The sequence below is a fragment of the Streptomyces sp. NPDC008313 genome (genome assembly GCF_042956125.1).
Lineage (GTDB): Bacteria > Actinomycetota > Actinomycetes > Streptomycetales > Streptomycetaceae > Streptomyces.
Genome location: NZ_JBIBFR010000033.1, coordinates 22,473 through 47,815, shown reverse-complemented (window position 1 = coordinate 47,815; position 25,343 = coordinate 22,473). Strand labels below are relative to the sequence as shown.

Below are 25,343 nucleotides of genomic sequence, written 5' to 3'. Positions count from 1 at the left end.
GTGATCACGAGCATTCCCCGCCATGATCACTCGGCGATCGATACGACTCTGGGCGTTGAAGGGCTGGTGCGAGCAGTGGACTGGGCCCTGGAGCGCCTGGACCGATCGGACGTTGCTCGTGCCAAAGCCCTGGGTACTACGCTGACCCACGCCAAGACGCGCTGCGCCGTGGACCCCAACGCGAACCAGTTCGAGACCTGGGAGGCGTGGGTCACGGCCATGCAGGTCGGATCCGCCCGGTTCGCCATGGCCACGGCTCCCGAAGGTTCCACGGTGACGTGCCGCATCAAGGAAAAGGAGTTCCACCTCCCGGCCACCGGGTCTCAGTCGTACGTGAACGCGGGGACCTGGGTGACCTCCTTTTACTTGGCTCTGATCTGCCATGAGAAGGAACGCCTGCGTGAACTCGCCGAAGTCCCTGTCTCCCTACTGCGTGCTTCTGGAGCGGTCTTCGACGAGTACATCTACTCCTGGGTGGAAACTCTGCAGGGGTTTTGGCTCGGCCGGACGGATGTGGGCGACAATCTTGTCGCGGCCGTCCAGGGCACCGGCCCCGACTCGGCTCAGTACGCCGACCAGGAGTTCCTGTCCAAAATCCTCCACCCGCCGATCATCCTTTTCTACCACTACCTGCGCGAGGACCACGACGAGTTCAACGACGCACTGGTGGATGCGCTGCGCTGGCACAAGAGCTACTGGAGCGCGGACGAGGACCGCGCCATCACCAGCGACGGCTTCGTCGCCCTCGGCCCCCTCGCCATCGCCTGCCTCGCCCTTGACTCCGGATTCCCTATCAACGTCGAGTCGGCATACCTCCCCAAGTCGATCCTCAACTTCGCCTGGCGAGGAGAGATCGACATGTGAACGGTCGCTGCTAAGCGGCCTTGACCCCCGTCACGAAGTACGCCCATGAGGACGCCCCGAACACGACCACCGGACCGTCCGGGACCTTGCTGTCCCGGACGGGGACGGCACCGGCGACACCGTCGGCGACCTCGAGGCAGTTGTTGGCTCCCCCGTCGCTGTACGCCGACTTGCGCCAGGCGACATCGGTGCCGAGATCAAAGGTCCGCTTCACGCTCTGTGCTCCTCCAGTAGGCCCCGGATGAACGCCAACGAGTCCAGCGGGGACAGCGCCGTGTCTCGGAGCCGATCGTAGGACAAGCGGTGAGGCAGAACCTCCTCTGGATCGTCGATCAACTCCCCACCGCCGTTGCCTTCTGCGTAGGCAACGGCGGTTCCGTCCCTGTCCCAGAGCAGGGTCAGCGATCCCTCCATGAGGTGATGCACCCTGGTGGCGAAGGGGAGCACCTGGAGGGCGACGTTGGGCCACATCGCCACTGCCTCGATACGGAGCAGCTGTTCGTCCCAGGTTTCCTCAGTGGCCGACCGCCGCCGGAACGCGTACTCGTCAATAATGAAGCGGACGTTAGGCACGGGATGCCGACGCAACAGTGACTGCCGCCCCAGGCGTGCCGCTACCTGTTCTTCAATCACCTCGTCCCTCTCAACCGTTGCCTGACCGCCAGACAACACCTCGCGAGCGAACTCCTCCGTCTGCAACAGCCCCGGGACGCCCAGAGTCCACACATGCATGACCCGAGCCGTCGACTCCAGTCGCATGAACTCCTTGTACTTGTCCTTGAAGGCGTCGTGCCGCGCCACCTTCCACAGCTGAACCAGCAGGTCACCCGACCCGTAGTAACGGTCCAGGTCCTCCATGACCGCCAGCTTGGACAGCCGCTTCCCCGATTCCAGGCGGCTCAGATAGCTCTTGTCGTACGCGGTCTCCTCGGCGAGCTGCCCCAGCGACTTGCCCGCCTTGTCCCTCAGGTACCGAAGCGTCCGGCCCAACCCCGCGAGGCCCGACTCCCCCTCTTCGTCAACCATTTCCCCCACGTCACTCCTCCCCGTTGCCTGGGCGGCTGGGCAACACCAGACCCCTTCCGGAGCGTACGCCGACTCGGTGACCATCGGAGCACGAACGGTAATCACCGCTCGTCAAGGCCGTATTGAGGAGGAGCGCCGCCATGGGTGCGTGGATCACGGAGCTGTACGAGTCGCTGTTACGGGCGTTGCTGCGAACCCTGCTGCCCGCGCGGGGACGTCATCGGGCACCGGCGGCCGGCGCCCCGCCGGACAGACCCCCTGTCGCCGCGCCCCGGCCGGTGCACCACCGCTGCCGCCCCATCGACGCGGGGCAGTACGTATGGGACACCCCTCTGGTACGCCCGTACCTCCTCACCCCCGAGGCGCGGCGCGAGCGGCAGTCGCAGCGGCGTCGGCGCCGGGCCCTGTGGCTCGCCGTGCACGGCGTCGACATCGGGCCTCGCCGGATCCACGGAGTGGAGGTCCCCGTATGACGGCCCCCGAGGAGACCCCGACCGTCGCGGGACGCGCGTCGCTGCGGCTGCTGCCGTGGACGACTCCGGACGGACGGCCCTGTTACCTCAGCACCGACCGGCGCGACAGCCGGCTCTCGCTGCTCGCCGACGACGTGGAGGCGGCCCAGCTGGACTCCGGTGCGCAGGTACTCGCGGGTGCGCGGGCGGTGCTCGCGGACGCCGGGGCAGGCGAGCGCGCCGTGCGCTTCGCCCTCACCCGGGCCGTGGAGTCCCTGGGGGAGGCGCTCCGGATCGCGGAGAGCAGAGGCGAGCGGGGATAGGAAGGGTGCAGGTGCGGGATGGGGGATGGGGGATGCGAGGGCTTACGCCACCCTTCCAGGTGATACCGGCGAGGGGAATTTCAAAGTAGTTTCGAAGTCATGGCCACCGACAACGCGGCAGTGAACTTCTCCGAGCTGGTCAACAAGAACAAGCAGACGCTCGCCCGGCTCAAGAAGTCGTCGCGGCTGCTGCTGCACCGTAGAGACGGGGAGGACCTGGTCCTCACGACAGCGGCTCGGGCCGAGCAGGACCAGACCGTGGTGTCGGCCGCCACCAGGATGCTGGGCGCGATGGCGCGCCGGGAGCCCGGCAGTATGGAACTGCTCCTCGACATACTGCCGGATGCCTTTCCCTGGGCCCGCTTTCTCCCAGAGGCCGACGTCCACGCCTTCGCCGTCGAGCTGGTCGACACCATGCGGGCCGCCGACTCCGTGGGCAACAGTGCGTCGGTCGCCCAGATGCTCATCGCGTGGCAGCACACGGCCGAGATCCACTCCGACCCCGAGCTGCTGGCCGCGCTGACCAGTGACCACGGTGAGGATTATGGCCCCGTGCCGGACCCGCGGGACATCGCGTGAACGCGGGTCGCGGCGATCGCGCCGCGCCGCTGGCACCCGCAGGGCACTGGGAAGTCCGCTTCGCGGACGCGGCCTCGGCCAAGGGCTGGGAGAGCCTTGCTCAGCAGGCGCGCGAGAACACCTACCGGGCCTGGGTCATCATGCGTACGGACCCCAGGCCGGCCACCGGGACACCCCGCCACCACAGGCTCAAGGGAAGTCTGGCTCATGGCAGACACCGCGGACAGATCTGTGAGCAGTGGCAGCTCGAGGTGACCGGCGGCGGACGCGTCTGGTACCTCGTGGACACCGCGCGCGACACCTGCTGGATCACATTCGCCGGCACGGGGCATCCGCGTGCCACAGACCGCTGCTGAGAGGTCGACGCGTGCGCTGCGTGAGCGGGCGGGTACCGGATCGTCGGGGCGGTCTCAGGTGGTGAGACGGGGTGGGTGGGCGTCTCGCAGATCACGGGGCGGGGCGGTGAGGAACCGCTCGTATCTTGAGAAGATCGACGCGTAAGGCGACGCCCGCCGCACCCCGCCGCGAAGGAGCCGTACCGGATGCCCGTGTCAGCGCACCCCACGATCGAGTCGATCTACTCGCAGATCCTGCACCGCAACCCCGGCGAGACCGAGTTCCACCAGGCCGTCCGGGAGGTGCTCGGGTCGCTCGGGCCCGTGCTGGTCCAGCGGCCGGAGTTCGCCGAGGCCAAGGTCATCGAACGGATCTGTGAGCCGGAACGCCAGCTGATCTTCCGGGTGCCGTGGGCCGACGACTCCGGTGAGGTGCACATCAACCGGGGCTTCCGGATGGAGTTCAACAGCGCGCTCGGACCGTACAAGGGCGGGCTCCGCTTCCATCCGTCGGTGTCGCTCGGGATCGTGAAGTTCCTCGGCTTCGAGCAGGTCTTCAAGAACGCCCTCACCGGCATGCCCATCGGCGGCGGCAAGGGCGGCAGCGACTTCGACCCGAAGGCCCGCTCCGACGCCGAGGTCATGCGGTTCTGCCAGTCCTTCATGACCGAGCTGTACCGGCACCTCGGCGAGTACACCGACGTCCCCGCCGGAGACATCGGTGTCGGCGGCCGGGAGATCGGTTACCTCTTCGGCCAGTACAAGCGGATCACCAACCGCTACGAGTCCGGCGTCCTCACCGGCAAGGGACTCGGCTGGGGCGGCGCCCAGGCCCGTACGGAGGCCACCGGGTACGGGACGGTCCTGTTCACCGCGGAGATGCTGCGGCACCGCGGGGAGGACCTGGACGGGCAGCGCGTCTCCGTCTCCGGTTCCGGCAACGTCGCCATCTACGCCATGGAGAAGGCCCGCCAGCTCGGCGCGCACGTCATCACCTGCTCGGACTCCACCGGGTACGTGTACGACGAGAAGGGCATCGACCTCGATCTGCTCAAGCAGGTCAAGGAGGTCGAGCGGGGCCGGGTCTCGGAGTACGCGGAGCGGCGCGGCGCGCACGCGACGTTCGTCGCGGGCGCGTCCCTGTGGGAGGTGCCGACGGACGTGGCGCTGCCCTGCGCCACCCAGAACGAGCTCTCCGAGGCCGACGCGACCGCCCTCGTCCAGGGCGGCCTGAAGGCGGTCGCCGAGGGCGCCAACATGCCCACCACCCCCGAGGCCCTGCGCGTCTTCCAGCAGGCCGGCATCCCCTTCGGCCCCGGAAAGGCGGCCAACGCCGGCGGCGTCGCGACCAGCGCCCTGGAGATGCAGCAGAACGCCTCCCGCGACTCCTGGACCTTCGCGCACACGGAGCAGCGCCTCGTGGAGATCATGAAGCACATCCACGACACCTGCTACGAGACCGCCGAACGCTACGACCGCCCCGGCGACTACGTGGCCGGCGCCAACATCGCCGGCTTCGAACTCGTCGCCGAGGCGATGATCGCCCAGGGCCTGATCTGACGCGCGCACGGCCCGCGCGAACAGAAGGGGTGTGCGTCGTCGGGAAGACGATGCGCACCCCGTTCCGTCCGTGCGGGCCGTGCCGGTCGGGGCGCCGCCGTCACCGCCGGCGCCCTCGGTACCGCTACTTCACGACCGTGATCCGGTCCGCCGCCGGGACCGGGTACGGGGACGCGGCCGACGAGTTCGCCGTCAGGTAGGACTCGAAGGCGGCCAGGTCGTCGCCGCCGACGCGGACGTTCGCGCCCTTGCCGAGCTCCGTGAAGCCGTCACCGCCACCCGCGAGGAACGAGTTCATCGCGACGCGGTACGTGGCCGCCGGGTCGATCGCCGCACCGTTCAGCTTGACGGAGTCGGCGACGACACGGTCCGCGCCGGACTTCGTCAGGTCCAGGGTGTAGGTCAGGCCGCCGGAGATCTGCAGGATCTTCGGCGAGGCCTCGTTCGCCCCGCTGACCTGCTGCTGGAGCCCGGTGACGAGCTGCGCGCCGGTGAGATCCACCAGGTTCACCGTGTTCGAGAACGGCTGGACCGTGTACGCCTCTCCGTACGTCACCACCCCGTCACCCTCACTGCCGCTCGCCGTGTAGGTGAGCCCGGCCCGGATGCCGCCCGGGTTCATCAACGCCACGTCGGCCTCGGGGTCGACGGACTTGGCGTACGCGAGCTGCGCGTCGGCGATCACGTCACCGAGCGGCGACTCCGTGCCCTGGTTGCCGATCTCGCCCGCGATGTAGCCGATGGGGCGGGAGGCGATCGGCGCGGCGAGGGCGTTCCACTTCGCGATCAGGCTCGTCATGTCGGCGGCCTTGGCGACGTCACGGGTGACGACGTGGTTCGCGGACTTCACGGCCGTACGCGCGATGTCGCCGGTACGGCGGTCGTACGTCAGCGTGGTGTCCGTGTAGAGACGCCCGAAGGACGACGCCGAGGTGACCATGCGCGGGTTGCCCGCCGGGTCGTCGATCGTGCACGCGTACGCCTGGTGCGTGTGACCGGTGACCAGCGCGTCGACCTGGGGCGAGACGTTCTTGGCGATGTCGACGATCGGCCCGGAGATGCCGTCGCCGGGGCCGGGGCTGTCGCAGTCGTAGTTGTACGACGTCGAGGCCGGCACACCGCCCTCGTGGACCAGCGCGACGATCGACTTCACGCCCTGCTTGCGCAGCACCTTGGCGTACTTGTTGATCGTCTCGACCTCGTCGCCGAACTTCAGGCCCTTGACGCCCTCGGCGGACACGATGTTCGGGGTGCCCTCCAGCGTCACGCCGATGAAGCCGACCTTGACGCCGTTCTTCTTCCACACCCAGTAGGGCTTCAGGATGGGCTTGCCGGTCTTCTCGTCCGTCACGTTCGCCGCGAGGTAGGGGAAGTCGGCGCCCTCGAACTTCTGGCTGTCGTCGTAGCAGCCGTCCTCGGGGTGGCAGCCGCCGTTCTGCAGGCGGGCCAGTTCCCTGGCGCCCTCGTCGAACTCGTGGTTGCCGACGCTGGTCACGTCCAGGTCGAGCTTGTTCAGCGCGTCGATCGTCGGCTCGTCGTGGAAGAGACCCGACAGCAGCGGGGACGCGCCGACCATGTCACCGGCGCCGGCGGTAATCGAGTACGGGTGCCCCTTGCGGGCCTGGCGCAGGTGCGTGGCGAGGTACTCGACGCCGCCCGCGTCGACGGTCTTGGTGGTGCCGTCCGCCTGCTGCTCCGTCACCCGGCCGGACGAGCCGCTCGGCGGCTCCAGGTTGCCGTGCAGGTCGTTGAACGACAGCAGCTGTACGTCCTGGTAACGGCTGCTGTGACCGTGACCCGGCTTTCCGTGGCCGTGGCCCGGCTTCGCGTGGGCACTGGCGGGCATGGCGGCGGTCAGCGCACCGACGGTGGCCAGACCCGCGGCGGCGGCGAGCAGGCGATGTGTACGTCTGTGCCGGGGCGTCAGCGGCATGAGTCCCCCTGTGGGAGTTCGTGAAACGGCTGTGACTGTCGCGCAGCCTAGATTCAACGCGCGTAGCGCAACAGGGGGTTCAGGGTTACGAGCCGGTTGCCTTCGGGCGCGAAGGGGACAATCCGGGCAGGCGCCCACCCGGAGAGCTTCTCCTTCGACGCCGTGGACGAACCCGTGGGGACAAGGAGCTGGACCGGGCGACCATCGGCACCCCGGGCTACGGCCCCACCGCTGCCCCCACGGACACCGGAGGCTGATCCGGGCGGCATTGACACCACCCGTCACGGACTCGCCGGTCCACAGCTGCCCTCCGCTCCCTCCCCCGTACCCTCGTATCCATGACCAGCGACGACACCTCGACGCCCGCGCTCTCCCGCTCGATCGAGACGCTCTCCGTACTGAGTCCCGAGCAGTCCGACGCCGTGCTCGCGCTGCTCGACCGTGCCGCCCGGAACGACGGGCAGCAGGCCGTGTCCGAGCAGGGGCGGCTGCAGCTGCGGGGCGGGGCACGAGAGGGCGTACGGCATCTGCTGCTGAGGGCCGGTGAGACGCTCGTCGGTTACGCGCAGTTGGAGGACACCGATCCCGTGGAGGCGCCGGCGGCCGAGCTGGTCGTGGACCCGGGGCAGCGCGGCCGGGGGCACGGGCGGGCGCTGGGCTCCGCGCTGCTCGCCGAGTCCGGCAAGCGGCTGCGGGTCTGGGCACACGGCGGTCACTCCGCGGCCCGGCATCTCGCCCAGGTCCTCGGCCTCACCCTCTTCCGCGAACTGCGTCAGATGCGCCGCCCGTTGGTCGGCCTCGACCTGCCCGAGCCGAAGCTCCCCGAGGGTGTGTCCATCCGTGCTTTCGTGCCGGGGCAGGACGACGCGGCCTGGCTCGCGGTGAACGCCGCCGCCTTCGCCCACCACCCCGAACAGGGCTCCCTGACCCAGCGCGACCTGGACGACCGCATGGCCGCGCCGTGGTTCGACCCGGCGGGCTTCTTCCTGGCCGTGCGCGAGGGCGGCGGCGGAGACGGCAGCGAAGGCTCCGGCACGGACGCCCGCTTCCGCACCGGCTCCGGTTCCGGCTCCGGCTCCGGTTCCGGCTCCGGGGACGAACTCGTCGGCTTCCACTGGACCAAGGTCCACGCGGAGGAGCAGCTCGGCGAGGTGTACGTCCTCGGCGTGCGTCCCGGCATGCAGGGCGGCGGTCTCGGCAAGTCGCTCACCACGGTCGGCCTGCGCCATCTCGCCGCGCAGGGCCTGCCGACGGCGATGCTCTACGTCGACGCCGACAACAAGCCGGCGGTCACCGTCTACGAGCGGCTCGGCTTCGCCACCCACGAGACCGACCTCATGTACCGCACGGAGTCCTGACTTCCCATCACCGCGAAGGCCCGAGGCCTCGGGGACGTCAGCGATCCCAGGGCCTCGGGTACCGCAGCCACCCTCCGGCCTCGCGACCGCAGGGAACCGCCTCACGTACCGCAAGGGGCTTCGACCACGCCCCCGCCGCCCGAGGCCGTGTCCCCGCCTCGCGAGGCCGAATTCCCGCCGCGCCGGGTCGCTCCGCGTGTGCGCATGAGCGGCTCCTTCACGCAGTAGGCGCAGACCAGGGCCGCGACGGCCAGGACCGCGGCCCAGCGTGCGTGGGACGCGTCCCACGCGGGGTCTCCGACCGCCACGAGAAGCGAGAAATGCTCGGTGTGCCACAGACGGACGACGATCCCGGCGCCCAGCAGCGCGGCGGCCGCGGCCGTGCCCGGCTCGGTTTCGTCCGTGCGGCGGACGGCGATCGCCGCGGCGGCGAGCGCGCAGACGGCGATGGCCGCCGCCTCCAGCGTGAGGGCGCCCACCGGCGGGCGTATGCGCTCCGGCGCGAGCAGCAGCACGACCGTCCACCACAGGGCGGCGAGCGGGGCGACCAGCGCCACCCGTATCGCGACGCGGACCGGCCGTCCGGTCGGCACGGCCGCCGTGGTGTGCCGGGCGGGGTCGTCCAGCAGGAAGGCCAGGCCGAGCCCGAAGGCGAGCGCGGCGGACCTCAGCAGGTTGAGGCAGAGCCACTCCCCGGACCGGCCGGAGACGAGGCGGGTGGCCGCCGCGAGCAGCAGCCCCAGCACGGCGGCGGCCGCGAGCGCCCGCCGGGGAAGCGTCCGGCCGACGGGGCGCAGCAGGCCGGGGATCACGGTGCGCCACCGGTCGCGGCCGGTGCCGGCCCGGTCCTCACGCGCGCCCCCGGGTCCGGGCTCGAGCCCGCGTCCGCCTGCGCGGCCACCCCTGCTCCCGCTCCCGCTCCCGCTCCCGCTCCCGCTCCCGCGGTGATCCTCACGCTTCACACTCGTCACCGTCCTCCGTGTCCTTCTCCGCCTTCGGCACCGGCACGCCCAGCAGCTCCGCCGCCCGTGCCGTGGACGTCTTCGGTGAGGTCAGCTCCGACCAGTGGGCCTTCACCTTGGCGGTGACGCCGTACCGCGGCTTCTTCAGCAGCTCCTTCACGACGGTGGTCTGCTCTGCGGTCAGGGCGAGCGGGTTCGTGGGGGCCAGGATGATGGCGGGGCCCTCGTCGCTGTCGTCGAGGCGCAGGTCGCGGAACGTGGACACCGGGTCGGGCTGCCTGCCCAGCGCCAGCCACATCACCGTGACGCCGCGCGCGTCGCACACCTCGCTGCCGCTGGACTCGTCGCCCGCGACCAGGACGGAGGCGACACCGACGGCGAACTCGGGGATGCGGTTGCCGCCCCAGTCCGTGCTGACGGTGACCAGGTCCCGCGTGTGGGATCCGGAGAGCGCGGAGTCGCTGTCCAGCCCGTAGCGCGCTTCGACGCGCTGGCGGACGGTCAGCGCCCGGCCTCCGGCCGCACCCCCGGCGAGGGACTGGACCCGGTCGGCCACCGCGGCCCAGTCGGCGGTGCGGCCGGTCCACTCCGGGAAGGCGCAGAAGGTCGACCGGCCGTGCCGCACGCACGTCTGGACCTTCTCCGGGAAGCGGGACGCCTTCGCACGGGCGGCGGTGAGCTCGGAGGAGTCGCCCGGGGCCTGCCCGACGGCGCCCACGACCGTCGTGGCGAGGGCGAGGGCGGTCACCGCCCGCATCCGGACCGTACGGCCGCCGGAGACCAGCACGGCGACGCCCAGCAGGAACACGACGAGCCCGGACAGGTACAGCACGTGCCAGCCGGCCGGGCGGCCTATCAGACCGGAGGGGAGCGACGGGCCGCCCACGTCGTTGACCACGGGCGCGAGCCACCGCAGCCAGTGCGCGTCGTCCGTGCTCGCCACCGCGAGGGTGGCGAGCACGTATCCGCCGACCACGAACAGCGGGACGGCGAACGAGGTCGGCAACAGCCGCGCGAACAGCACACCGAGGGCACCGGCGAGCATGACCGCAAGCGGGCCGACGGCCAGCTCGGCGGGCGAGCCGTGGCCGACCGCGCCCGGCCGCAGCGCGGACCGGCCGAACTCGGCACCGACGACCACCGCGACGGCCAGCGCGAACGGCACGACGGAGAGGACGTGCGCCACCGTGCGCCGCCAGGGCTCGACGACCAGGACGTCGAAGTGCCCGTCGGTGCCGTGCCGGCGGGAGCGCAGGACGGCCCGGTTGACGCAGAGGAGGAGCGCGATGGCGAAGAGCAGAGGGCCGGTCTGCGTGGCCCTGTCGGCGTTCTGGAGGACGGGGAACTCGCCGCCCGTGCCTCCGACATCGCCGTCCTGGGAGCCGGAGAACATCGTCCAGGCGGTGTAGCCGATGTACAGGGCGAGGAAGAGGCACACCGGGATCTGGAGGAGCAGCTCGCGTGCCTCGAAGCGGGCCAGGGCGAGGACGGAGGCGGCGGGGCGCCGCCGGGACCCGCCGGGCTGCCGGACGCTTACGGGGGTCCCGTCGGTCACGGGGTCGACGTCGACACGCGCGTTCATGCCGGCACCTCCGCCGTCGCGCCGTCCAGCGTGAGCAGGTACCCGTCCTCCAGGGTGGGTTCGAGGAGGTCGGCGCCCTCGGGCGGGTCGCCGACGTTGCGGAAGGAGCCGGCGCCCGTACGCCAGCCGGCGCGGGCGGCGGGGTCCCGTTCCTCACTGCTCCAGACGTGGCCCGCCGCGCGGGCGGTCAGCTCGGCGGGGGTGCCCTCGAAGCGGACGCTGCCGCGGGCCATGACGATCACGCGGTGGCAGAGCATCGCGACGTCCTCGGTCTGGTGGGTGGACAGCAGGACGGTCCGCCCCTCGCCCGCCTGGGCGATCAGCTCCCTGAACCGCATGCGCTGCTCCGGGTCGAGTCCCACGGTCGGCTCGTCCAGGACGAGGAATCCGGGGTCGCCGACGAGCGAGGCGGCGAGAGCGACCCGCTGCCGCATCCCGCCGGACAGCCTCTTGAGCCGTCTGCCGCGGACGTCGGAGAGGTCGACCGCGTCCAGGAGGCGCCGCACCTCGCGGTGCCGGGTGCCGCGGTCCGACAGCTCCTTGAGGATCGCCACGTAGTCGACGAACTCGAACGCGGTGAAGTCCGGGTGGAAGCCGGGGGTCTGCGGCAGATAGCCGAGCGCGCGCCGCACCTCCTGCCGGCCTTCGGTGGTCGCGGGGTCGTGGCCGAGCACCGTGAAGGCTCCCCGGTCGGCGCGGACGGCGGTGGCCAGCACCCGGAGCAGCGTCGTCTTGCCGGCGCCGTTGGGGCCCAGCAGCCCGGTGACACCGTGGCCCAGCCGCAGGGACACGTCGTCGAGGGCGGCCTTGCCTCCGTACCGGAGGGTCAGGCCTTCGGCCGAGACGGTCGGGGTCATGGAGCACTCCAGGAAGAGGGTTCGGATACGTGCACGAGTGAGAGGGGGTGGGGTGGCGCGGCGGCGGAGGTCACGCGGCGCCCCCGTCCGTGAAGCCGGTGAACGGCACGTGCGCCGACACCGAGTCGAAGCGGTCGCGGGCCCGGTAGAGCAGCCCGGCGGAGAGCGCGGCCACCACGGCGGCGACGCCCTGGCCGACGGCGGTGAACGGCGCCAGGGTCTCGGTGGCCCCGGTCGTCGCCTCCGCGAAGACCAGCAGGCCGACCCATGCCCCGCCGGTCAGCGCGGGCGCGAGGACCGGCCCGAGGCGGGGCGTCAGGGCGAGCCCGGTGGCGGTGAGGGCCAGCGCGGGCAGCAGCCAGGCCAGCGCGCGCAGCCCGTAACCGGGGAGCGCGAGGGTGGCGAGCCCGTTCAGTCCGAGGCCCACGGCGAGGACGGCGACGGTGCGGATGAGCAGCAGGCGGAATCCGTGCAGCGGGGAGACGACGGCCATCTCGTACGTCGGGTCGAGCGCGGGCCCGTAGGACAGCGCGACTCCGGCGAGGGGCAGCAGCGGGGCGAGGGCGAGGAACAGGGCGGGCGAGTGCGCGGCCGGGACGGTGTTCGCCGCGACCACGGTCATCACCAGGACGGCGGCGACCGCGCCCAGCCAGGAGCGGCGCAGTACCGGTGTGGCGGTCAGCAGCCGTGCCGTGGTGTCGGTGACGCCGAGGCGCAGCAGCAGGGACTCGACGCGCCCGGGGCGCGGCGCGTCCAGCTCGGCGTCGAGCCGCTCCCAGCCCCGGTCGAGGGTGGCCTGGTCGGTGAGGCCCGCCATCGTCTCCCGGCACCGCGCGCAGGCGGCGAGGTGGGTGTCGGTGGACCAGAGGACGGGGGGCGTCAGCTCCCCTCGCGTGTACGCCCCGAGGTCGTCCTCGGGCACGTGCCACGTCGTGTCGCTGTCGCTGTCGCTCATGCCGTCGCCCTCCGTCCGCTTCCGCTTCCGCCGGTTCCCGTTCCGGGACCGATACCGGTACCGGCACCGGCACTTCTGCTGGTTCCGCTCATGCCAGCGCCTCCCGCAACTGCTTCCGGGCCCGCAGCGCCCGTGTCTTGACCGTGCCGGGCGGAATGCCGAGCAGGACGGCGGCCTCCCGGGTCGTGAGCCCGTCGATGACGGTGGCCTGGAGGACCGCCCGGAGCTCGGGCGACAGCCGGGTCAGCGCGCCGGCGAGGTCCCCGTGCTCGACGCCTGCCAGGACGCGCTCCTCGGCGGAGGCCTCGTCCCGGTGGCGCAGCCGGGCGAGCGCCTGCCGCAGCCGGCCGCGCGCCCCGTCGCCGCGCAGGGCGTCGATGAGCCGCCGTGAGCCGATGCGCCACAGCCAGCCCGCGACGTCGCCCTCCTCCCGGTACTTCGCTGTGCCGCGCCACACCGCGAGGAACGTCTCCTGCACGACGTCGTCGATGATCCCGGCGTCCGCGCAGCGCCCGCGCAGCCGCGCGGTCAGCCACGGCGCGTACCGCCGGAACAGCTCCTCGAAGGCGCGCCGGTCGGCGTCCGCCGCGACGGCACGCAGCAGCTCTCCGTCGCTTCTCGTTTCCCTCACACCCCCTCATCGGACGAGCCCCACCGATCGGTTCACGGAAACGATCACAGAAACAACAGCGGGAACGACAACGGGAACGGCAGCGGGAGAGGGAGCGGCAGTGGGTACGGCGGTGGGAACGCCAGCGAAGGCGGCCGGGGGGAACGGCAGTCGGAACGGCCCCCAGCCCACCTCCCCCACCACCGCACGGACTTGACTTCCTCTCACCCTTCCACCACCCTTTCACTACTCAATTAGTGAAAGGGTGGTGGAGAGTGGTCGAGTACCGCATCGACCGGCGTTCCGGCGTCGCCACCTACGTCCAGATCGTCCAGCAGACCAAACAGGCCCTCCGCCTCGGGCTGCTGGAACCCGGCGACAAGCTGCCCACGGCCCGCGAGGTCGTCGAAGCCACCGCCATCAACCCGAACACCGTTCTCAAGGCCTATCGCGAGCTGGAGCGCGAAGGCCTGGTCGAGGCCCGCCGGGGGCTGGGCACCTTCGTCCGCAAGGCCCTCGGCACCGCCGCCCCAGCCGACTCGCCGCTGCGCGCGGAGCTCGACGCCTGGGCCGGACGCGCCCGGGCCGCGGGGCTCGGCCGCGAGGACGCGGACGCGCTGTTCGCCTCCGTACTCGACACACACTTCCCGAAGGAGGACCAGTGAGTTCCACCGGCAGCACCCCGGCCGTCGCCCTGGAGGCGAGCGGACTCGGCAAGCGGTACGGAGGCCGGTTCGGCAGGCGCGCGACCGCGGCCCTCGACGACTGCTCGTTCCGTCTGCCCGCCGGCCGGATCAGCGCGCTGGTCGGCCCCAACGGGGCGGGCAAGTCCACCCTCCTCGCCCTCGCCGCCGGACTGCTGCGGCCCACCTCGGGCACGCTCACCGTCCTCGGCGCGCCTCCCGGCACCCACCGCGACCGGGTCTCCCATCTCTCCCAGGACAAACCGCTGTACCCGCAGCTCACCGTCGCCGAGACCCTGCGCATGGGTGCCGAGCTCAACCCGGCCCGCTGGGACGCCCGTTACGCGGCGGCCATCGTCGAACAGGGCGCACTCCACCCCGCCACCCGGGTCCGCGGCCTCTCCGGCGGCCAGCGCACCCGGGTCGCGCTCGCCCTCGCGCTGGGCAAGCGGCCCGAACTGATGCTGCTCGACGAGCCGATGGCCGACCTGGACCCGCTCGCCCGCCACGAACTGCTGGGCACCCTCATGGCGGACGCCGCCGAACGCGGTACGACGGTGCTGATGTCCTCGCACATCGTCACCGAACTCGCCGACGTCTGCGACCACCTGCTGCTCCTGGGCGGCGGCCGCATCCGGCTCGGCGGCGGCATCGACGACCTGCTCGCCGCGCACACCCTGGTGACCGGCCGCGGCACGCCCGCCGACCTCGCCCCGCACACCGTCGTCGAGTCCCGCGCCACCGGCCGCGGACTGACCGCCCTGATCCGCCGCGACGGCCCCTTCGGCGACGGCGGTCCGGCCGGTTCCGGCGAGAGCCGCGCCCACGACGGCGGTCCGTCCGGTCCAGGCGAGAGCCGTACCGACGTCAGCGGTCCGTCCGGTTCCCCCGGACAGGTCCGCGCCGGCGGCGGCTGGGAGACCGAGGAACCCTCCCTGGAGGAGCTGATCCTCGCCCACCTCCGCTCCCCCGGCACCCCGCCCCTGATCACCCCCGGCACCACCCCGGCCGACGCCCCCGTGGCGGTGCGGGCATGAGCACCGGCACCTTCACGCGTCCCGCCCCGGCGCCCGCCCGCCGCGCGTTCCCGCGCACCGGCGGCCTGGCCTGGACCGTCCTGCGCGTGCACCGGGCCGCGCTGTGGTCCTGGACGGCGTTCGTCGTCTTCACGGCGGGCCTGCTGCTGTGGCTCCTCGGGCCGGGCGCGAACGCCTCCCAGCGCGCCTTCGACACGTACGGGTACTACCCGCCCGGCGGCGTCGACTCGGACAAGTACGCCTACGACAGCCTGTTCCACGCGCCGGCCACCCTGATCGCCCTCGCCACGTTCGTCGTCCCGCTCTTCGCGGGCAGCGCGCTGATCGGCCGCGAACTGGAGTCCGGCACCGCCCGCCTCGTCTGGGCGCAGTCCGTCGCCCCCGCCCGCTGGCTCGCCGCGCGGCTCACCGTGCCCGCCGTCCTCATCACCGCCGGCACGACCCTGCTCGTCGTGCTCTACCGGATCCTGTGGGCCGCCCACAGCGGTCTGCTGATCGCCGGGTTCGCGCCCCGGGCGCTGTACTTCTCCATCGGCCCGGCCACCGTCGCCCTCCCGCTGCTCGGCCTGGCCGTCGGCGCCCTCACCGGCCTGCTGATGCGCCGCGCGCTGCCCGCCCTCGGGGTCGCCGCCGGGATCCAGTACCTGATCACCGCGTTCCGCGACCGCCTCTGGCCCCTCCAGCGCAACCCGGTCTACGGCGCACTCCCCGACCTCTCCGTGCACGGCGGAGCGCTCACCTCCGGCGGCACGCTCATCCGTGACCCGTACTGCTACGGCGACCGGAAGTGCGCCGACCGGCACGGCATCGTGGGCTACACCCGCGAGTACCTGCCCTCCCCTGACTACTGGCCCCGCCAGCTGCTGGAGACGGGCGTCCTCCTGGCCCTCACGGCGATCGTCGTGGCCGTCGCCTTCGCCGTCCTGAACAGGAGGGTGACCGCGGCATGACCAGCACCCTGCCCACCCCGCCCACTCCACTCGGCCGCCGCGCCCCCCGGCTCCCCGCCCCCGTCCGCCCGTCCGGTCCGACCTGGGCCGTACTGCGCCTGCACCGCACCGCGCTGGTCCTGTGGGGCCTGGCGCTGCTCGCCGCCGTGGTGGCGCTGGTGTGGATGTACGCGATCGGGGACGAGGCCCGCAGGGGCACCGCCGCCTGCGGCTACCCGTCCACCACGCTGCCGGGCTGCACCGCGCGGGAGGCGATCACCGCCGACGAGACGTACAGCGCCACCCTCGCCTTCGTCGGCACCGCCCTGTCCTACCTGATCCTCCCGGTCGCGGCCTGGGCAGGCGGCGCGCTCGTCGCCCACGAGCTGGAGTCCGGCACCGCCCGCCTCGCCTGGACCCAGGCCATGACCCCCACGCGCTGGCTCGCCAGCCGGCTCGCCCTCCCGGCGGCGCTGCTGACGGCCGGCACCACCGCGGTGGTCCTCCTCGTCGTCCGGGCCCAGCAGGACGGTGACCCGAACCTCGTCGGCGACTGGTACGCCCCCGACGTCTTCGTCTCCACCGGCCCGGTCGCCGTCGCCCACGTCCTCGCCGGACTCGCCCTGGGCGCGCTCGCCGGGCTGCTCACCCGCAGGACCCTCACGGGAGCGGGTTTGGCCCTCGCGGCGGCGCTGCTCCTGCACAACGCGCTGGAGTGGTTCCGCGCGAGCCTGTGGCCCGCCACCACCGTCACCGGGCCGCACGCCCTGGACCTGCCGCGCAGCGTCCAGCAGCTCGAGAACGGCGCCGTCACCGCCGGCGGCGAACGCATCGGCGACGACATGGCCTGCGTGGGCTCCGACAGCGCGGCCGACCTGCGGCGGTGCAAGGCGCGCACCGGGCTGACCGACTTCTGGGCCACCTACCACCCGAAGTCGGACTTCTGGCCTCTCCAGCTCACCGAGACGGCGGTCGTCCTCGGCGTCGCGGCGCTCGCCACCGCCGCCGCGTTCACGCTGCTGCGCCGACGCACGGCCGCCTGACCGCGGCCCGCCGCCGTACTGCGGTACGGCCGTCCGACCGCCGCACGGCCGCCTGACTCCGGTACGCCCCTCCCCTCTCTCCCCTCCCCGCGAGGGGCGTACCGCCGGGCCCGCCTCGCCGTTCGCGCGGACGATCCGGTCCGCTCCCCGTCCGCCCTCATCCGCCCCCGCCGCCCACCCTCCATCCGCTCCCCATCCGCCCCCCGCTATCCCGCACGTCATGTCGCCGTAACCGTCGATTCAGACAAGCTTGCGAAGCTCGGCGAATGAAGCCCGCTGTGCCAGAGCCTTCGCCTCCGCCGGAGAACGAGCCCGTGCCACCGCAGGGACCCGCGGCCACGGACCGCCCCGTGCCACCGCAAGGCCCCCCGGCCACGGACCGGACCGTGCCACCGCGGGCCGCCGCTCGGACGGACGGGGCCCTGCCGACGCCGCACAGACGCCCCCGCCGCACCGTCCGCCCGGCCTCGCCGGCTCCCGCCCTCTCCGACGCGCCTGTATCGCGCCCGGCGCGGAAGAATGGTTCCATGAACCAGCCCAGCGCCCAGGCCAAGGTCCAGCACCCGCAGCCGTCCGTCGGCTCCCTCGCCGCGCACCGCCCGCACACCGTCGCGGCCGCCGTCTCCGACCTGGAGCCCGATCTCGACGCGGACCTCGACACGTACGAGGAGTCCGAGCACGACGACGCCCCCCTGCCGCAGGGACGGTTCCTCGACCGGGAGCGCAGCTGGCTCGCGTTCAACGAACGGGTGCTGGAGCTCGCCGAGGACCCGGAGACACCCCTGCTGGAGCGGGCCAAGTTCCTCGCGATCTTCGCCAGCAACCTGGACGAGTTCTTCATGGTCCGCGTGGCCGGTCTGAAGCGGCGCATCGCGACCGGTGTCGCCACCCGGTCCGCGTCCGGCCTCCAGCCCCGCGAGGTGCTGGAGATGATCTGGGCCCGCTCCCGCGAACTCATGGCCCGGCACGCCGCCTGCTACCAGGAGGACGTGTCCCCGGCGCTCGCCGAGGAGGGCATCCACCTGGTCCGCTGGAGCGAGCTGACCGAGAAGGAGCAGGCCCGCCTCTTCACGCTCTTCCGGCACCAGATCTTCCCGGTCCTCACCCCGCTCGCCGTCGACCCCGCGCACCCCTTCCCGTACATCTCGGGTCTGTCGCTGAACCTCGCGGTCGTCGTCCGCAACCCGGTCAGCGGCCACCGGCACTTCGCGCGCGTCAAGGTCCCGCCGCTGCTCTCCCGGTTCCTGGAGGCCTCCCCGGACCGCTACGTCCCGATCGAGGACGTCATCGCCGCGCACCTCGAAGAGCTGTTCCCCGGCATGGAGGTCCTGGAGCACCACACGTTCCGGCTCACCAGGAACGAGGACCTGGAGGTCGAGGAGGACGACACCGAAAACCTGCTCCAGGCGCTGGAGAAGGAGCTCATGCGGCGGCGCTTCGGCCCGCCGGTGCGGCTGGAGGTCGAGGAGTCCATCGACCGGTACGTACTCGACCTGCTGGTACGGGAGCTGAAGATCAGCGAGGCCGAGGTGTACCCGCTGCCCGGCCCCCTCGACCTGACCGGCCTGTTCGGCATCGGCGCCCTCGACCGGCCCGAGCTGAAGTACCCCAAGTACATCGCGGGCACCCACCGCGATCTCGCGGAGGTCGAGTCGGCGTCCGCTCCGGACATCTTCGCGGCCCTGCGCGAGCGCGACGTCCTGCTGCACCACCCGTACGACAGCTTCTCCACCTCCGTCCAGGCCTTCCTGGAGCAGGCGGCCGCCGACCCGGACGTGCTGGCCATCAAGCAGACGCTGTACCGGACGTCCGGCGACTCCCCCATAGTCGACGCCCTGATCGACGCCGCCGAGTCCGGCAAGCAGGTCCTCGTCCTCGTCGAGATCAAGGCGCGCTTCGACGAGCAGGCCAACATCAAGTGGGCCCGCAAGCTGGAGGAGTCGGGCTGCCACGTCGTGTACGGGCTGGTCGGCCTGAAGACCCACTGCAAGCTGTCGTTGGTGGTCCGCCAGGAGGGCGAGACGCTGCGGCGCTACTCGCACGTGGGCACCGGCAACTACCACCCGAAGACCGCCCGGCTCTACGAGGACCTGGGGCTGCTCACCGCCGATCCGCAGGTCGGCGCGGACCTGTCCGACCTCTTCAACCGCCTCTCCGGCTACTCCCGCCGCGAGACGTACCGACGGCTGCTGGTCGCTCCCCGGTCCCTGCGCGACGGGCTGATCGCCCGGATCGACAAGGAGGCGCAGCACCATCTCCTCGGGCGGCCCGCGTACGTGCGCATCAAGGTCAACTCCATGGTGGACGAGGCCATCATCGACGCCCTCTACCGGGCGTCCCAGGCCGGTGTGCCCGTCGACGTGTGGGTGCGCGGGATCTGCGCGGTGCGCCCGGGCGTGGCCGGCCTGTCCGAGAACATCCGGGTGCGCTCCGTCCTCGGCCGCTTCCTCGAACACTCCCGTGTCTTCGCCTTCGGCAACGGCGGCGAACCGGAGGTGTGGCTCGGCAGCGCCGACATGATGCACCGCAACCTCGACCGCCGGATCGAGGCCCTGGTCCGCGTCACCGACCCCGCGCACCGGGCCACCCTCAACCGGATGCTGGAGACCGGCATGTCCGACACCACCGCCTCCTGGCACCTGGGCCCCGACGGCGAGTGGACCCGGCACGCGACCGATCCGGACGGGCAGCCCCTGCGCAACGTCCAGGAGATGTTCATAGACGCCCGGAGGCGCCGGCGTGGCACAGCGACACCTTGACCCCACCGAGCCCATAGGCCCCACCGAGCCCGAGGGCCTCACCGAGCCGGTCGGCCCCACCGGGTCCGTCGGCCGTGAGCCCTTCGGCTCCGGGCCCGGCGGCGCGGACGGCGGGCCCGTGGGGGCGGACGCCCTCGCGGGCTATCTGCGGGCGCAGGCCACGGAGTTCCTGCGCTCGCTGCGGCTGCACCGGGAGGCGGGCGGGGAGAGCGGTGCGACCGGCCGGGTACGGGCCCGGGCGGGGGAGAACGGTCCGGCGGAGCCGGTCGACGCGGTGCGTGCCCTGCGCCGCTCGGCCCGCCGCATCAGCGGCACGCTGCACACCTTCCGGCCGCTGCTCGACCCGGGCTGGTCGGAGGCCATGCGGCCCGAACTGGCCTGGCTGTCCGGCACCCTGGCCCACGAGCACGCCTGCGCGGCCCGCCTCGAACGCCTCCTCACGGCCCTGCACCGGCTGTCGGGTTCCCCCGCCGTCCCGCTCCAGCCCGCCGCCGCCCCACCCGCGAGCGGCACGCTCGCCGTGGCATCGGGTGCGGCGTCCGGGAGGGCGGACCGGGGCACGTCGGCAGGCACCGCGGTGACCGGCGCGACGGCCGACGGGGGCGCGGTGACCGTCGACGGGACCCCGGTGAACGGCGGCACGGCGGCCCCCACTCCCCCCAGGGGCAGCCTCACCGTGGGCGCCGCGAAGGCGGGCGCGCTGCTGGACCGGCAACTGTCCCTCGCCAGGAGCCGGGCCCACTCCGCCGCCCTCCAGGCGCTCGGCTCCTCCCGTTTCCACGCCGTCGCGGACAGCGTGGCCGTCCTCGCCAGCGAGGTCCCGCTGACTCCGGCGGCGGCCGGCACGGATCCGCTGCCCCTCGCCGCCGCCGCCGAGGAACGGCTCCGCGACGCGGTGGCGGCCCTGCCGCTCCTGACCGCCGGGCACCCCTACAACGCGGAGGCCCTCGTCCACGGCCTGTCCCCCGACACCGCGCCGCACCCCCAGGACGCTCCCTGGCACCAGGTCCGCCTGCTGCTCCGGCTGCACCGCTACGCCCTGGAGGCCCTGCACGACGACCGTCCGGCCTCCGGCCCGCACGGCGGAGGCCCGCTGCGGCACGCGGGCGAGGCCCTCGACCGGCACCGGGACGCGGCCGAGGCCGCCGCGGCGGCGGCCTCGGCGGCCCGCACTCCGCGCATCGCCCCCGCGACGGCGTACGCCCTCGGGGTCCTCCACGCCGACCAGCGTCACGAGGTCGAGGCGGCGCGCTTCGCCTTCCAGCAGTCCTGGCTGAAGGAAGCGGTGAACTCCCGATGAGCGACGAGCACGCGGAGGCGGGAACGGAGGGGAACGGAACCGTTCTCGCGGCCGGCTGCGTCCTGTGGCGCCGCTCCCCGCTCGACGGCACCCTGCAGATCTGCCTCGTCCACCGCCCGAAGTACGGCGACGACTGGTCCCACCCCAAGGGCAAGCTGAAGCCGGGCGAGTCCGCGTGGGACGCCGCGGTGCGCGAGGTCAAGGAGGAGACCGGCCAGGACTGTGTCCCCGGGCCCGTCCTGCCCACCGCGTACTACGAGGCGAACGGCCGCCCCAAGCAGGTCAGCTACTGGGCGGCCGAGTCCCGGGGCGGCGCCTTCGTCCCGAGCCGCGAGGTGGACCGCGTGCTGTGGCTGGCCCCCGCCGCGGCCCGCCGCCGCATCACCCAGCCCCGGGACCGCGACCTGGTCGACGCCCTGCTCACGGCACTGCACCACTCCTGACCCCGCGGTCCCCCCTGCCCCCCGCGTTCCCCCTGGTCCCGCCACCCCCGCCACTCCCACCGGCCCCATCGGCCCCACCGGCCCCACCACCCCCACCGGCTCCTCCCGGTTCCTCCCGCCTCCCAGCGCCCCTTCCGGCCCCTGCCTTTCCGTGCCCCGGACGTAAGCGTTCTGTGACCTCACCGCACCGTCCGCAGGGGTTCACCCCCCGTTCACTCACGCCCATCGGCGGCTTCACCTGTTCTGCCTAATTTCGGCCTTACACGGTGCGTGGCGCGTCCTGAACGCCGCCCGCGCATCGCGCCAGACTTCGCACGCCGCCACCAGACGGGTACGGCGGCTCCTGGAAGGAACTCCCGAAAGTGAAGCTTCAGCGCATGAACCGGCGGGCCCTCACCCTCGGTGCTCTCGCGGTCTCCGGCGCACTGGCCCTCACGGCGTGCGGCTCCGACGACACCAGCGGCGGCGGTGACAGCTCCGGCGGCGCCACGGCGAAGGCGGGCAACATCAAGTGCGAGGACGCCAAGGGCCAGCTGCTGTCCAACGGCTCCTCCGCGCAGGCCAACGCCATCCAGGCCTGGACGAAGGCCTACACGGCCCAGTGCAAGGGCGTGCAGATCAACTACAAGCCCGAGGGCTCCGGTGCCGGTGTCACCGCGTTCCTCCAGGGCCAGGTCGCCTTCGCCGGCTCGGACTCCGCCCTGAAGCCCGAGGAGATCACCAAGTCCAAGGAGGTCTGCAAGGACAGCCAGGCCATCGACCTCCCGATGGTCGGCGGGCCGATCGCGGTCGGCTACAACGTCCCGGGCGTCGACAACCTCGTCCTGGACGCCAAGACCCTCGCCAAGATCTTCGACAGCAAGATCACCACGTGGGACGACGCCGCGATCAAGAAGCTGAACCCCGACGCGAAGCTGCCCGACACCAAGATCCAGGCGTTCCACCGCTCCGACGACTCGGGCACCACGGACAACTTCACCAAGTACCTGAAGGCCGCCTCCCCGGCCGACTGGAAGTACGAGGGCGGCAAGGCCTGGCAGGCCAAGGGCGGCCAGTCCGCGCAGGGTTCCTCCGGTCTGGCCCAGCAGGTCAAGCAGACCGCCGGCGCGATCTCGTACTTCGAGCTCTCCTACGCCAAGGACGGCATCAGCACGGTCGCCCTGGACACGGGTGCCGCCGAGCCGGTCGCGGCCACCGCCGACAACGCCACCAAGGCCATCTCCGAGGCCAAGGTCGTCGGCACCGGCAAGGACCTCGCCCTGGAGCTGAACTACGCGACCAAGGCCGACGGCGCCTACCCGATCACCCTGGTCACGTACGAGATCGTCTGCGAGAAGGGCAACAAGGCCGACACCCTGGCCGCCGTGAAGTCCTTCCTCACCTACACCGCGGGTGACGACGGCCAGAGCTCGCTCAAGGAACTCGACTACGCCCCGATCCCGGCCGAGATCAATACCAAGGTCCGCGAGACCGTCGCCGGCCTGAGCTGACCCAGCGTGCGGTCCGCCCGCTTCACACGAGCGGGCGGACCGCACCGTCCGGTGCACCGCCGCCTGGAACCACGGGACACGACCCCGCGGTTCCGCAGACCGGAGAACCCCATGGACATATCCACACAGCCGACCGCTCCCCCCAAGCCCACCGACCGCTCCGCCGGGGCGACGCGCACGCGCGCCGCACGCGGAGCCACCCGCCCGGGCGACCGGATCTTCCTCGGGCTCTCCCGGGGCTCCGGCATCCTGCTCCTGGTGATCATGGCTGCCATCGCGGCCTTCCTCGCCTACCGGGCCTCGCTGGTCCTCAGCAAGGACGAGGGCAACTTCCTCACCACCTTCGAGTGGGACGCCAACGCCACCCCGCCGGTCTTCGGCATCGCGGTCCTCGCCTTCGGCACGATCGTCTCCTCGGTCGTCGCCATGGCCATCGCGGTCCCCGTCGCCGTCGGCATCGCGCTGTTCCTCACCCACTACGCGCCGCGCAGGCTCGGCGGCCCCATCGCCTACGTGATCGACCTGCTGGCCGCCGTGCCGTCGATCGTGTACGGCCTGTGGGGTGCCCTCGTCCTGGTGCCGAACCTCACCGGCTTCTACGGCCGGCTCGACCGGTACTTCGGCTGGACCGGCATCTTCGAGTGGCAGGGCGGCGCCCCGCGCACCCTGCTCGCCGTCGGCATCCTGCTGGCGATCATGATCCTGCCGATCGTCACCAACGTCAGCCGTGAGGTCTTCCGGCAGGCGCCCCTGATGCACCAGGAGGCCGCCCTCGCGCTCGGGGCCACCCGCTGGGAGGTCATCCGCATGTCGGTGCTGCCCTTCGGCCGCTCCGGCGTGATCTCCGCCTCGATGCTGGGCCTGGGCCGCGCCCTCGGCGAGACGATGGCCGTCGCCACCGTCCTGTCCCCCAGCTTCTTCATCAACGCCAGCCTGCTCGACCCGGGCGGCGGCACCTTCGCCCAGAACATCGCCGCCAAGTTCAGCGAGGCGAGCGAGCAGGGCCGTGACGCGCTGATCGCCTCCGGTCTCGTGCTCTTCGTCATCACGCTGATCGTCAACGGCGCGGCTCGCGCGATCATCGCCCGCCGCAAGGAGTACTCGGGGGCCAACGCATGAGCCACGCGACCATCACCGACACGCGCCGCCCCGCCTCCTCGCTGCGCGGCGCGCGCCTGCCCAAGTGGTCCCCGTGGGCGATCGCCGCCGGCTCCGTCGCCGTCGCCGTGGCCATCGGCCTGGGCGCCGGGCTCGGCAGCACCGTCCAGCAGGGCCTGATCGCCGCGCTCCTGTTCGTCCTCGCCACGTACGGGATCGCCGCCCGCGTCGAGGGCAGGCGCCAGGCCAAGGACCGGGTCGCGACCAGCGTCGTCTGGGTCGCCTTCATCCTCGCGGTGATCCCGCTGGCCTCCCTGGTCTGGGAGACCGTCAGCCGCGGGGTGGACGTCCTCGACGGCTACTTCCTGAGCCACTCCATGGGCGTCGTCGCCGACACCGAGCCCGGCGGCGGCATCTACCACGCCATCATCGGCACCCTGGAGCAGGTCGGCATCGCCACCCTGATCTCCGTACCGATCGGCCTGCTCACCGCGATCTACCTGGTCGAGTACGGCCGCGGGGCGCTGGCGAAGGCCGTCACCTTCTTCGTCGACGTGATGACGGGTGTCCCGTCGATCGTCGCGGGCCTGTTCGTCCTCAGTTTCTGGATCCTGATCCTGGACTTCGACTACTCCGGCTTCGCCGGGTCGATGGCCCTGTCGATCCTGATGATCCCGGTCGTGGTCCGTTCCACCGAGGAGATGCTCAAGCTCGTGCCGAACGAGCTGCGCGAGGCGTCCCTCGCGCTCGGCGTCCCGAAGTGGCGCACGATCCTCAAGGTCGTCCTGCCGACGTCGGTCGGCGGCATCACGACCGGTGTGATGCTGGCCGTGGCCCGCATCGCCGGTGAGACCGCGCCCGTGCTGCTCCTGGTCTGGGGCAACCCGCTGATCAACCCGGACCCCTTCTCCGGTCCGCAGTCCTCGCTGCCGCTCTTCATCTACCAGCAGTACCAGCAGAGCGGCGGCAGCCCGGCGGCGTACGACCGGGCCTGGGCGGCGGCACTCGTGCTGATCGCGTTCATCATGATCCTCAACCTGGCGGCCCGCGGCATCGCCCGCTGGAAGGCCCCCCAGTACCGCTAGAGCGTGCCGTGCGGCGGCTTTCTCTCCTCCCCGGAGCCCCTGGGAGAGCCCGCACGGCGGCCGGCCGCTGACGCGGCCCA

General features: G+C 72.2%; 25 protein-coding genes. 17 read left to right on the top strand and 8 right to left on the bottom strand.

Annotation, left to right across the window (positions count from 1 at the left end; translation table 11 throughout):
- Positions 1-864, top strand: a complete 864-nt coding sequence (locus ACFY93_RS31705; RefSeq protein ID WP_391365352.1) for an Imm49 family immunity protein — start codon at positions 1-3, stop codon at positions 862-864.
- 10 nt (positions 865-874) lie between these two features.
- Here the strand turns inward: ACFY93_RS31705 and ACFY93_RS31700 are convergent, their stop codons facing one another.
- The gene (locus tag ACFY93_RS31700) at positions 875-1,078 is read right to left on the bottom strand and encodes a DUF397 domain-containing protein (RefSeq protein WP_391365351.1); all 204 of its coding nucleotides are present in this window, start codon (positions 1,076-1,078) and stop codon (positions 875-877) included.
- Positions 1,075-1,890 (bottom strand): Scr1 family TA system antitoxin-like transcriptional regulator, encoded by an 816-nt coding sequence (locus tag ACFY93_RS31695; protein ID WP_391365387.1) that lies wholly within the window; start codon positions 1,888-1,890, stop codon positions 1,075-1,077. Before ACFY93_RS31695 ends, ACFY93_RS31700 begins: the two co-directional genes overlap by 4 nt.
- A gap of 140 nt (positions 1,891-2,030) precedes the next feature.
- Here ACFY93_RS31695 and ACFY93_RS31690 point away from each other — a divergent pair, with 140 nt between their 5' ends.
- The 5 genes from ACFY93_RS31690 (at position 2,031) to gdhA (ending at position 5,139) form a co-directional block, all read left to right on the top strand.
- The gene (locus ACFY93_RS31690; RefSeq protein WP_391365350.1) at positions 2,031-2,363 is read left to right on the top strand and encodes a hypothetical protein; all 333 of its coding nucleotides are present in this window, start codon (positions 2,031-2,033) and stop codon (positions 2,361-2,363) included.
- Complete coding sequence (locus tag ACFY93_RS31685; protein ID WP_391365349.1) at positions 2,360-2,665, top strand: hypothetical protein; 306 nt, start codon at positions 2,360-2,362, stop codon at positions 2,663-2,665. The genes ACFY93_RS31690 and ACFY93_RS31685 overlap by 4 nt, the downstream gene beginning before the upstream one ends.
- A gap of 99 nt (positions 2,666-2,764) precedes the next feature.
- Complete coding sequence (locus ACFY93_RS31680) at positions 2,765-3,244, top strand: hypothetical protein (protein WP_391365348.1); 480 nt, start codon at positions 2,765-2,767, stop codon at positions 3,242-3,244.
- Positions 3,241-3,600, top strand: coding sequence for a hypothetical protein (locus ACFY93_RS31675; RefSeq protein ID WP_391365347.1), 360 nt, complete (start codon positions 3,241-3,243; stop codon positions 3,598-3,600). Before ACFY93_RS31680 ends, ACFY93_RS31675 begins: the two co-directional genes overlap by 4 nt.
- A 186-nt stretch (positions 3,601-3,786) precedes the next feature.
- Positions 3,787-5,139 carry an NADP-specific glutamate dehydrogenase gene (gene gdhA, locus ACFY93_RS31670; protein ID WP_391365346.1) on the top strand — a complete coding sequence of 451 codons (1,353 nt, stop codon included), beginning with the start codon at positions 3,787-3,789 and terminating at the stop codon, positions 5,137-5,139.
- A gap of 124 nt (positions 5,140-5,263) precedes the next feature.
- Here gdhA and ACFY93_RS31665 read toward each other — a convergent pair whose 3' ends face one another.
- On the bottom strand, positions 5,264-7,072 hold the full coding sequence (locus ACFY93_RS31665; RefSeq protein WP_391365345.1) for a 5'-nucleotidase C-terminal domain-containing protein: 1,809 nt from the start codon (positions 7,070-7,072) through the stop codon (positions 5,264-5,266).
- 338 nt (positions 7,073-7,410) lie between these two features.
- Here ACFY93_RS31665 and mshD point away from each other — a divergent pair, with 338 nt between their 5' ends.
- Positions 7,411-8,430, top strand: coding sequence for a mycothiol synthase (gene mshD / locus ACFY93_RS31660; protein WP_391365344.1), 1,020 nt, complete (start codon positions 7,411-7,413; stop codon positions 8,428-8,430).
- A 101-nt stretch (positions 8,431-8,531) separates the two neighbouring features.
- On the opposite strand, the gene ACFY93_RS31655 is transcribed toward mshD, so the two are convergent.
- The 5 genes from ACFY93_RS31655 to ACFY93_RS31635 all read right to left on the bottom strand — a co-directional run bounded on the left by ACFY93_RS31655 (position 8,532) and on the right by ACFY93_RS31635 (position 13,417).
- On the bottom strand, positions 8,532-9,242 hold the full coding sequence (locus tag ACFY93_RS31655; RefSeq protein ID WP_391365343.1) for an ABC transporter: 711 nt from the start codon (positions 9,240-9,242) through the stop codon (positions 8,532-8,534).
- 139 nt (positions 9,243-9,381) lie between these two features.
- The gene (locus ACFY93_RS31650; RefSeq protein WP_391365342.1) at positions 9,382-10,974 is read right to left on the bottom strand and encodes an ABC transporter permease; all 1,593 of its coding nucleotides are present in this window, start codon (positions 10,972-10,974) and stop codon (positions 9,382-9,384) included.
- The gene (locus tag ACFY93_RS31645; protein ID WP_391365341.1) at positions 10,971-11,831 is read right to left on the bottom strand and encodes an ATP-binding cassette domain-containing protein; all 861 of its coding nucleotides are present in this window, start codon (positions 11,829-11,831) and stop codon (positions 10,971-10,973) included. The genes ACFY93_RS31650 and ACFY93_RS31645 overlap by 4 nt, the downstream gene beginning before the upstream one ends.
- 70 nt (positions 11,832-11,901) lie before the next feature.
- Positions 11,902-12,786, bottom strand: a complete 885-nt coding sequence (locus ACFY93_RS31640) for a zf-HC2 domain-containing protein (protein WP_391365340.1) — start codon at positions 12,784-12,786, stop codon at positions 11,902-11,904.
- An 88-nt stretch (positions 12,787-12,874) separates the two neighbouring features.
- On the bottom strand, positions 12,875-13,417 hold the full coding sequence (locus ACFY93_RS31635) for a sigma-70 family RNA polymerase sigma factor (protein WP_391365339.1): 543 nt from the start codon (positions 13,415-13,417) through the stop codon (positions 12,875-12,877).
- 254 nt (positions 13,418-13,671) lie between these two features.
- On the opposite strand from ACFY93_RS31635, the gene ACFY93_RS31630 reads away from it, so the two are divergent.
- The 10 genes from ACFY93_RS31630 (at position 13,672) to pstA (ending at position 25,263) form a co-directional block, all read left to right on the top strand.
- Entirely contained in the window at positions 13,672-14,061 is a 390-nt protein-coding gene (locus tag ACFY93_RS31630; RefSeq protein ID WP_391365338.1) for a GntR family transcriptional regulator, read from the top strand.
- Entirely contained in the window at positions 14,058-15,116 is a 1,059-nt protein-coding gene (locus tag ACFY93_RS31625) for an ATP-binding cassette domain-containing protein (RefSeq protein WP_391365337.1), read from the top strand. Before ACFY93_RS31630 ends, ACFY93_RS31625 begins: the two co-directional genes overlap by 4 nt.
- Positions 15,113-16,066, top strand: coding sequence for a hypothetical protein (locus ACFY93_RS31620; protein WP_391365336.1), 954 nt, complete (start codon positions 15,113-15,115; stop codon positions 16,064-16,066). Before ACFY93_RS31625 ends, ACFY93_RS31620 begins: the two co-directional genes overlap by 4 nt.
- Positions 16,063-17,088, top strand: coding sequence for a hypothetical protein (locus tag ACFY93_RS31615; protein WP_391365335.1), 1,026 nt, complete (start codon positions 16,063-16,065; stop codon positions 17,086-17,088). Before ACFY93_RS31620 ends, ACFY93_RS31615 begins: the two co-directional genes overlap by 4 nt.
- 527 nt (positions 17,089-17,615) lie before the next feature.
- Entirely contained in the window at positions 17,616-19,847 is a 2,232-nt protein-coding gene (locus tag ACFY93_RS31610; protein ID WP_391365333.1) for an RNA degradosome polyphosphate kinase, read from the top strand.
- Entirely contained in the window at positions 19,828-21,147 is a 1,320-nt protein-coding gene (locus ACFY93_RS31605) for a CHAD domain-containing protein (protein WP_391365332.1), read from the top strand. The genes ACFY93_RS31610 and ACFY93_RS31605 overlap by 20 nt, the downstream gene beginning before the upstream one ends.
- Positions 21,144-21,590 carry an NUDIX domain-containing protein gene (locus tag ACFY93_RS31600; protein ID WP_391365331.1) on the top strand — a complete coding sequence of 149 codons (447 nt, stop codon included), beginning with the start codon at positions 21,144-21,146 and terminating at the stop codon, positions 21,588-21,590. Before ACFY93_RS31605 ends, ACFY93_RS31600 begins: the two co-directional genes overlap by 4 nt.
- A gap of 362 nt (positions 21,591-21,952) precedes the next feature.
- Positions 21,953-23,080, top strand: coding sequence for a phosphate ABC transporter substrate-binding protein PstS (gene pstS / locus ACFY93_RS31595; RefSeq protein ID WP_391365330.1), 1,128 nt, complete (start codon positions 21,953-21,955; stop codon positions 23,078-23,080).
- A gap of 111 nt (positions 23,081-23,191) precedes the next feature.
- Complete coding sequence (gene pstC, locus ACFY93_RS31590; RefSeq protein ID WP_391365329.1) at positions 23,192-24,199, top strand: phosphate ABC transporter permease subunit PstC; 1,008 nt, start codon at positions 23,192-23,194, stop codon at positions 24,197-24,199.
- The gene (gene pstA, locus ACFY93_RS31585) at positions 24,196-25,263 is read left to right on the top strand and encodes a phosphate ABC transporter permease PstA (RefSeq protein ID WP_391365328.1); all 1,068 of its coding nucleotides are present in this window, start codon (positions 24,196-24,198) and stop codon (positions 25,261-25,263) included. The genes pstC and pstA overlap by 4 nt, the downstream gene beginning before the upstream one ends.
- The last annotated feature ends 80 nt before the right edge of the window (positions 25,264-25,343 follow it).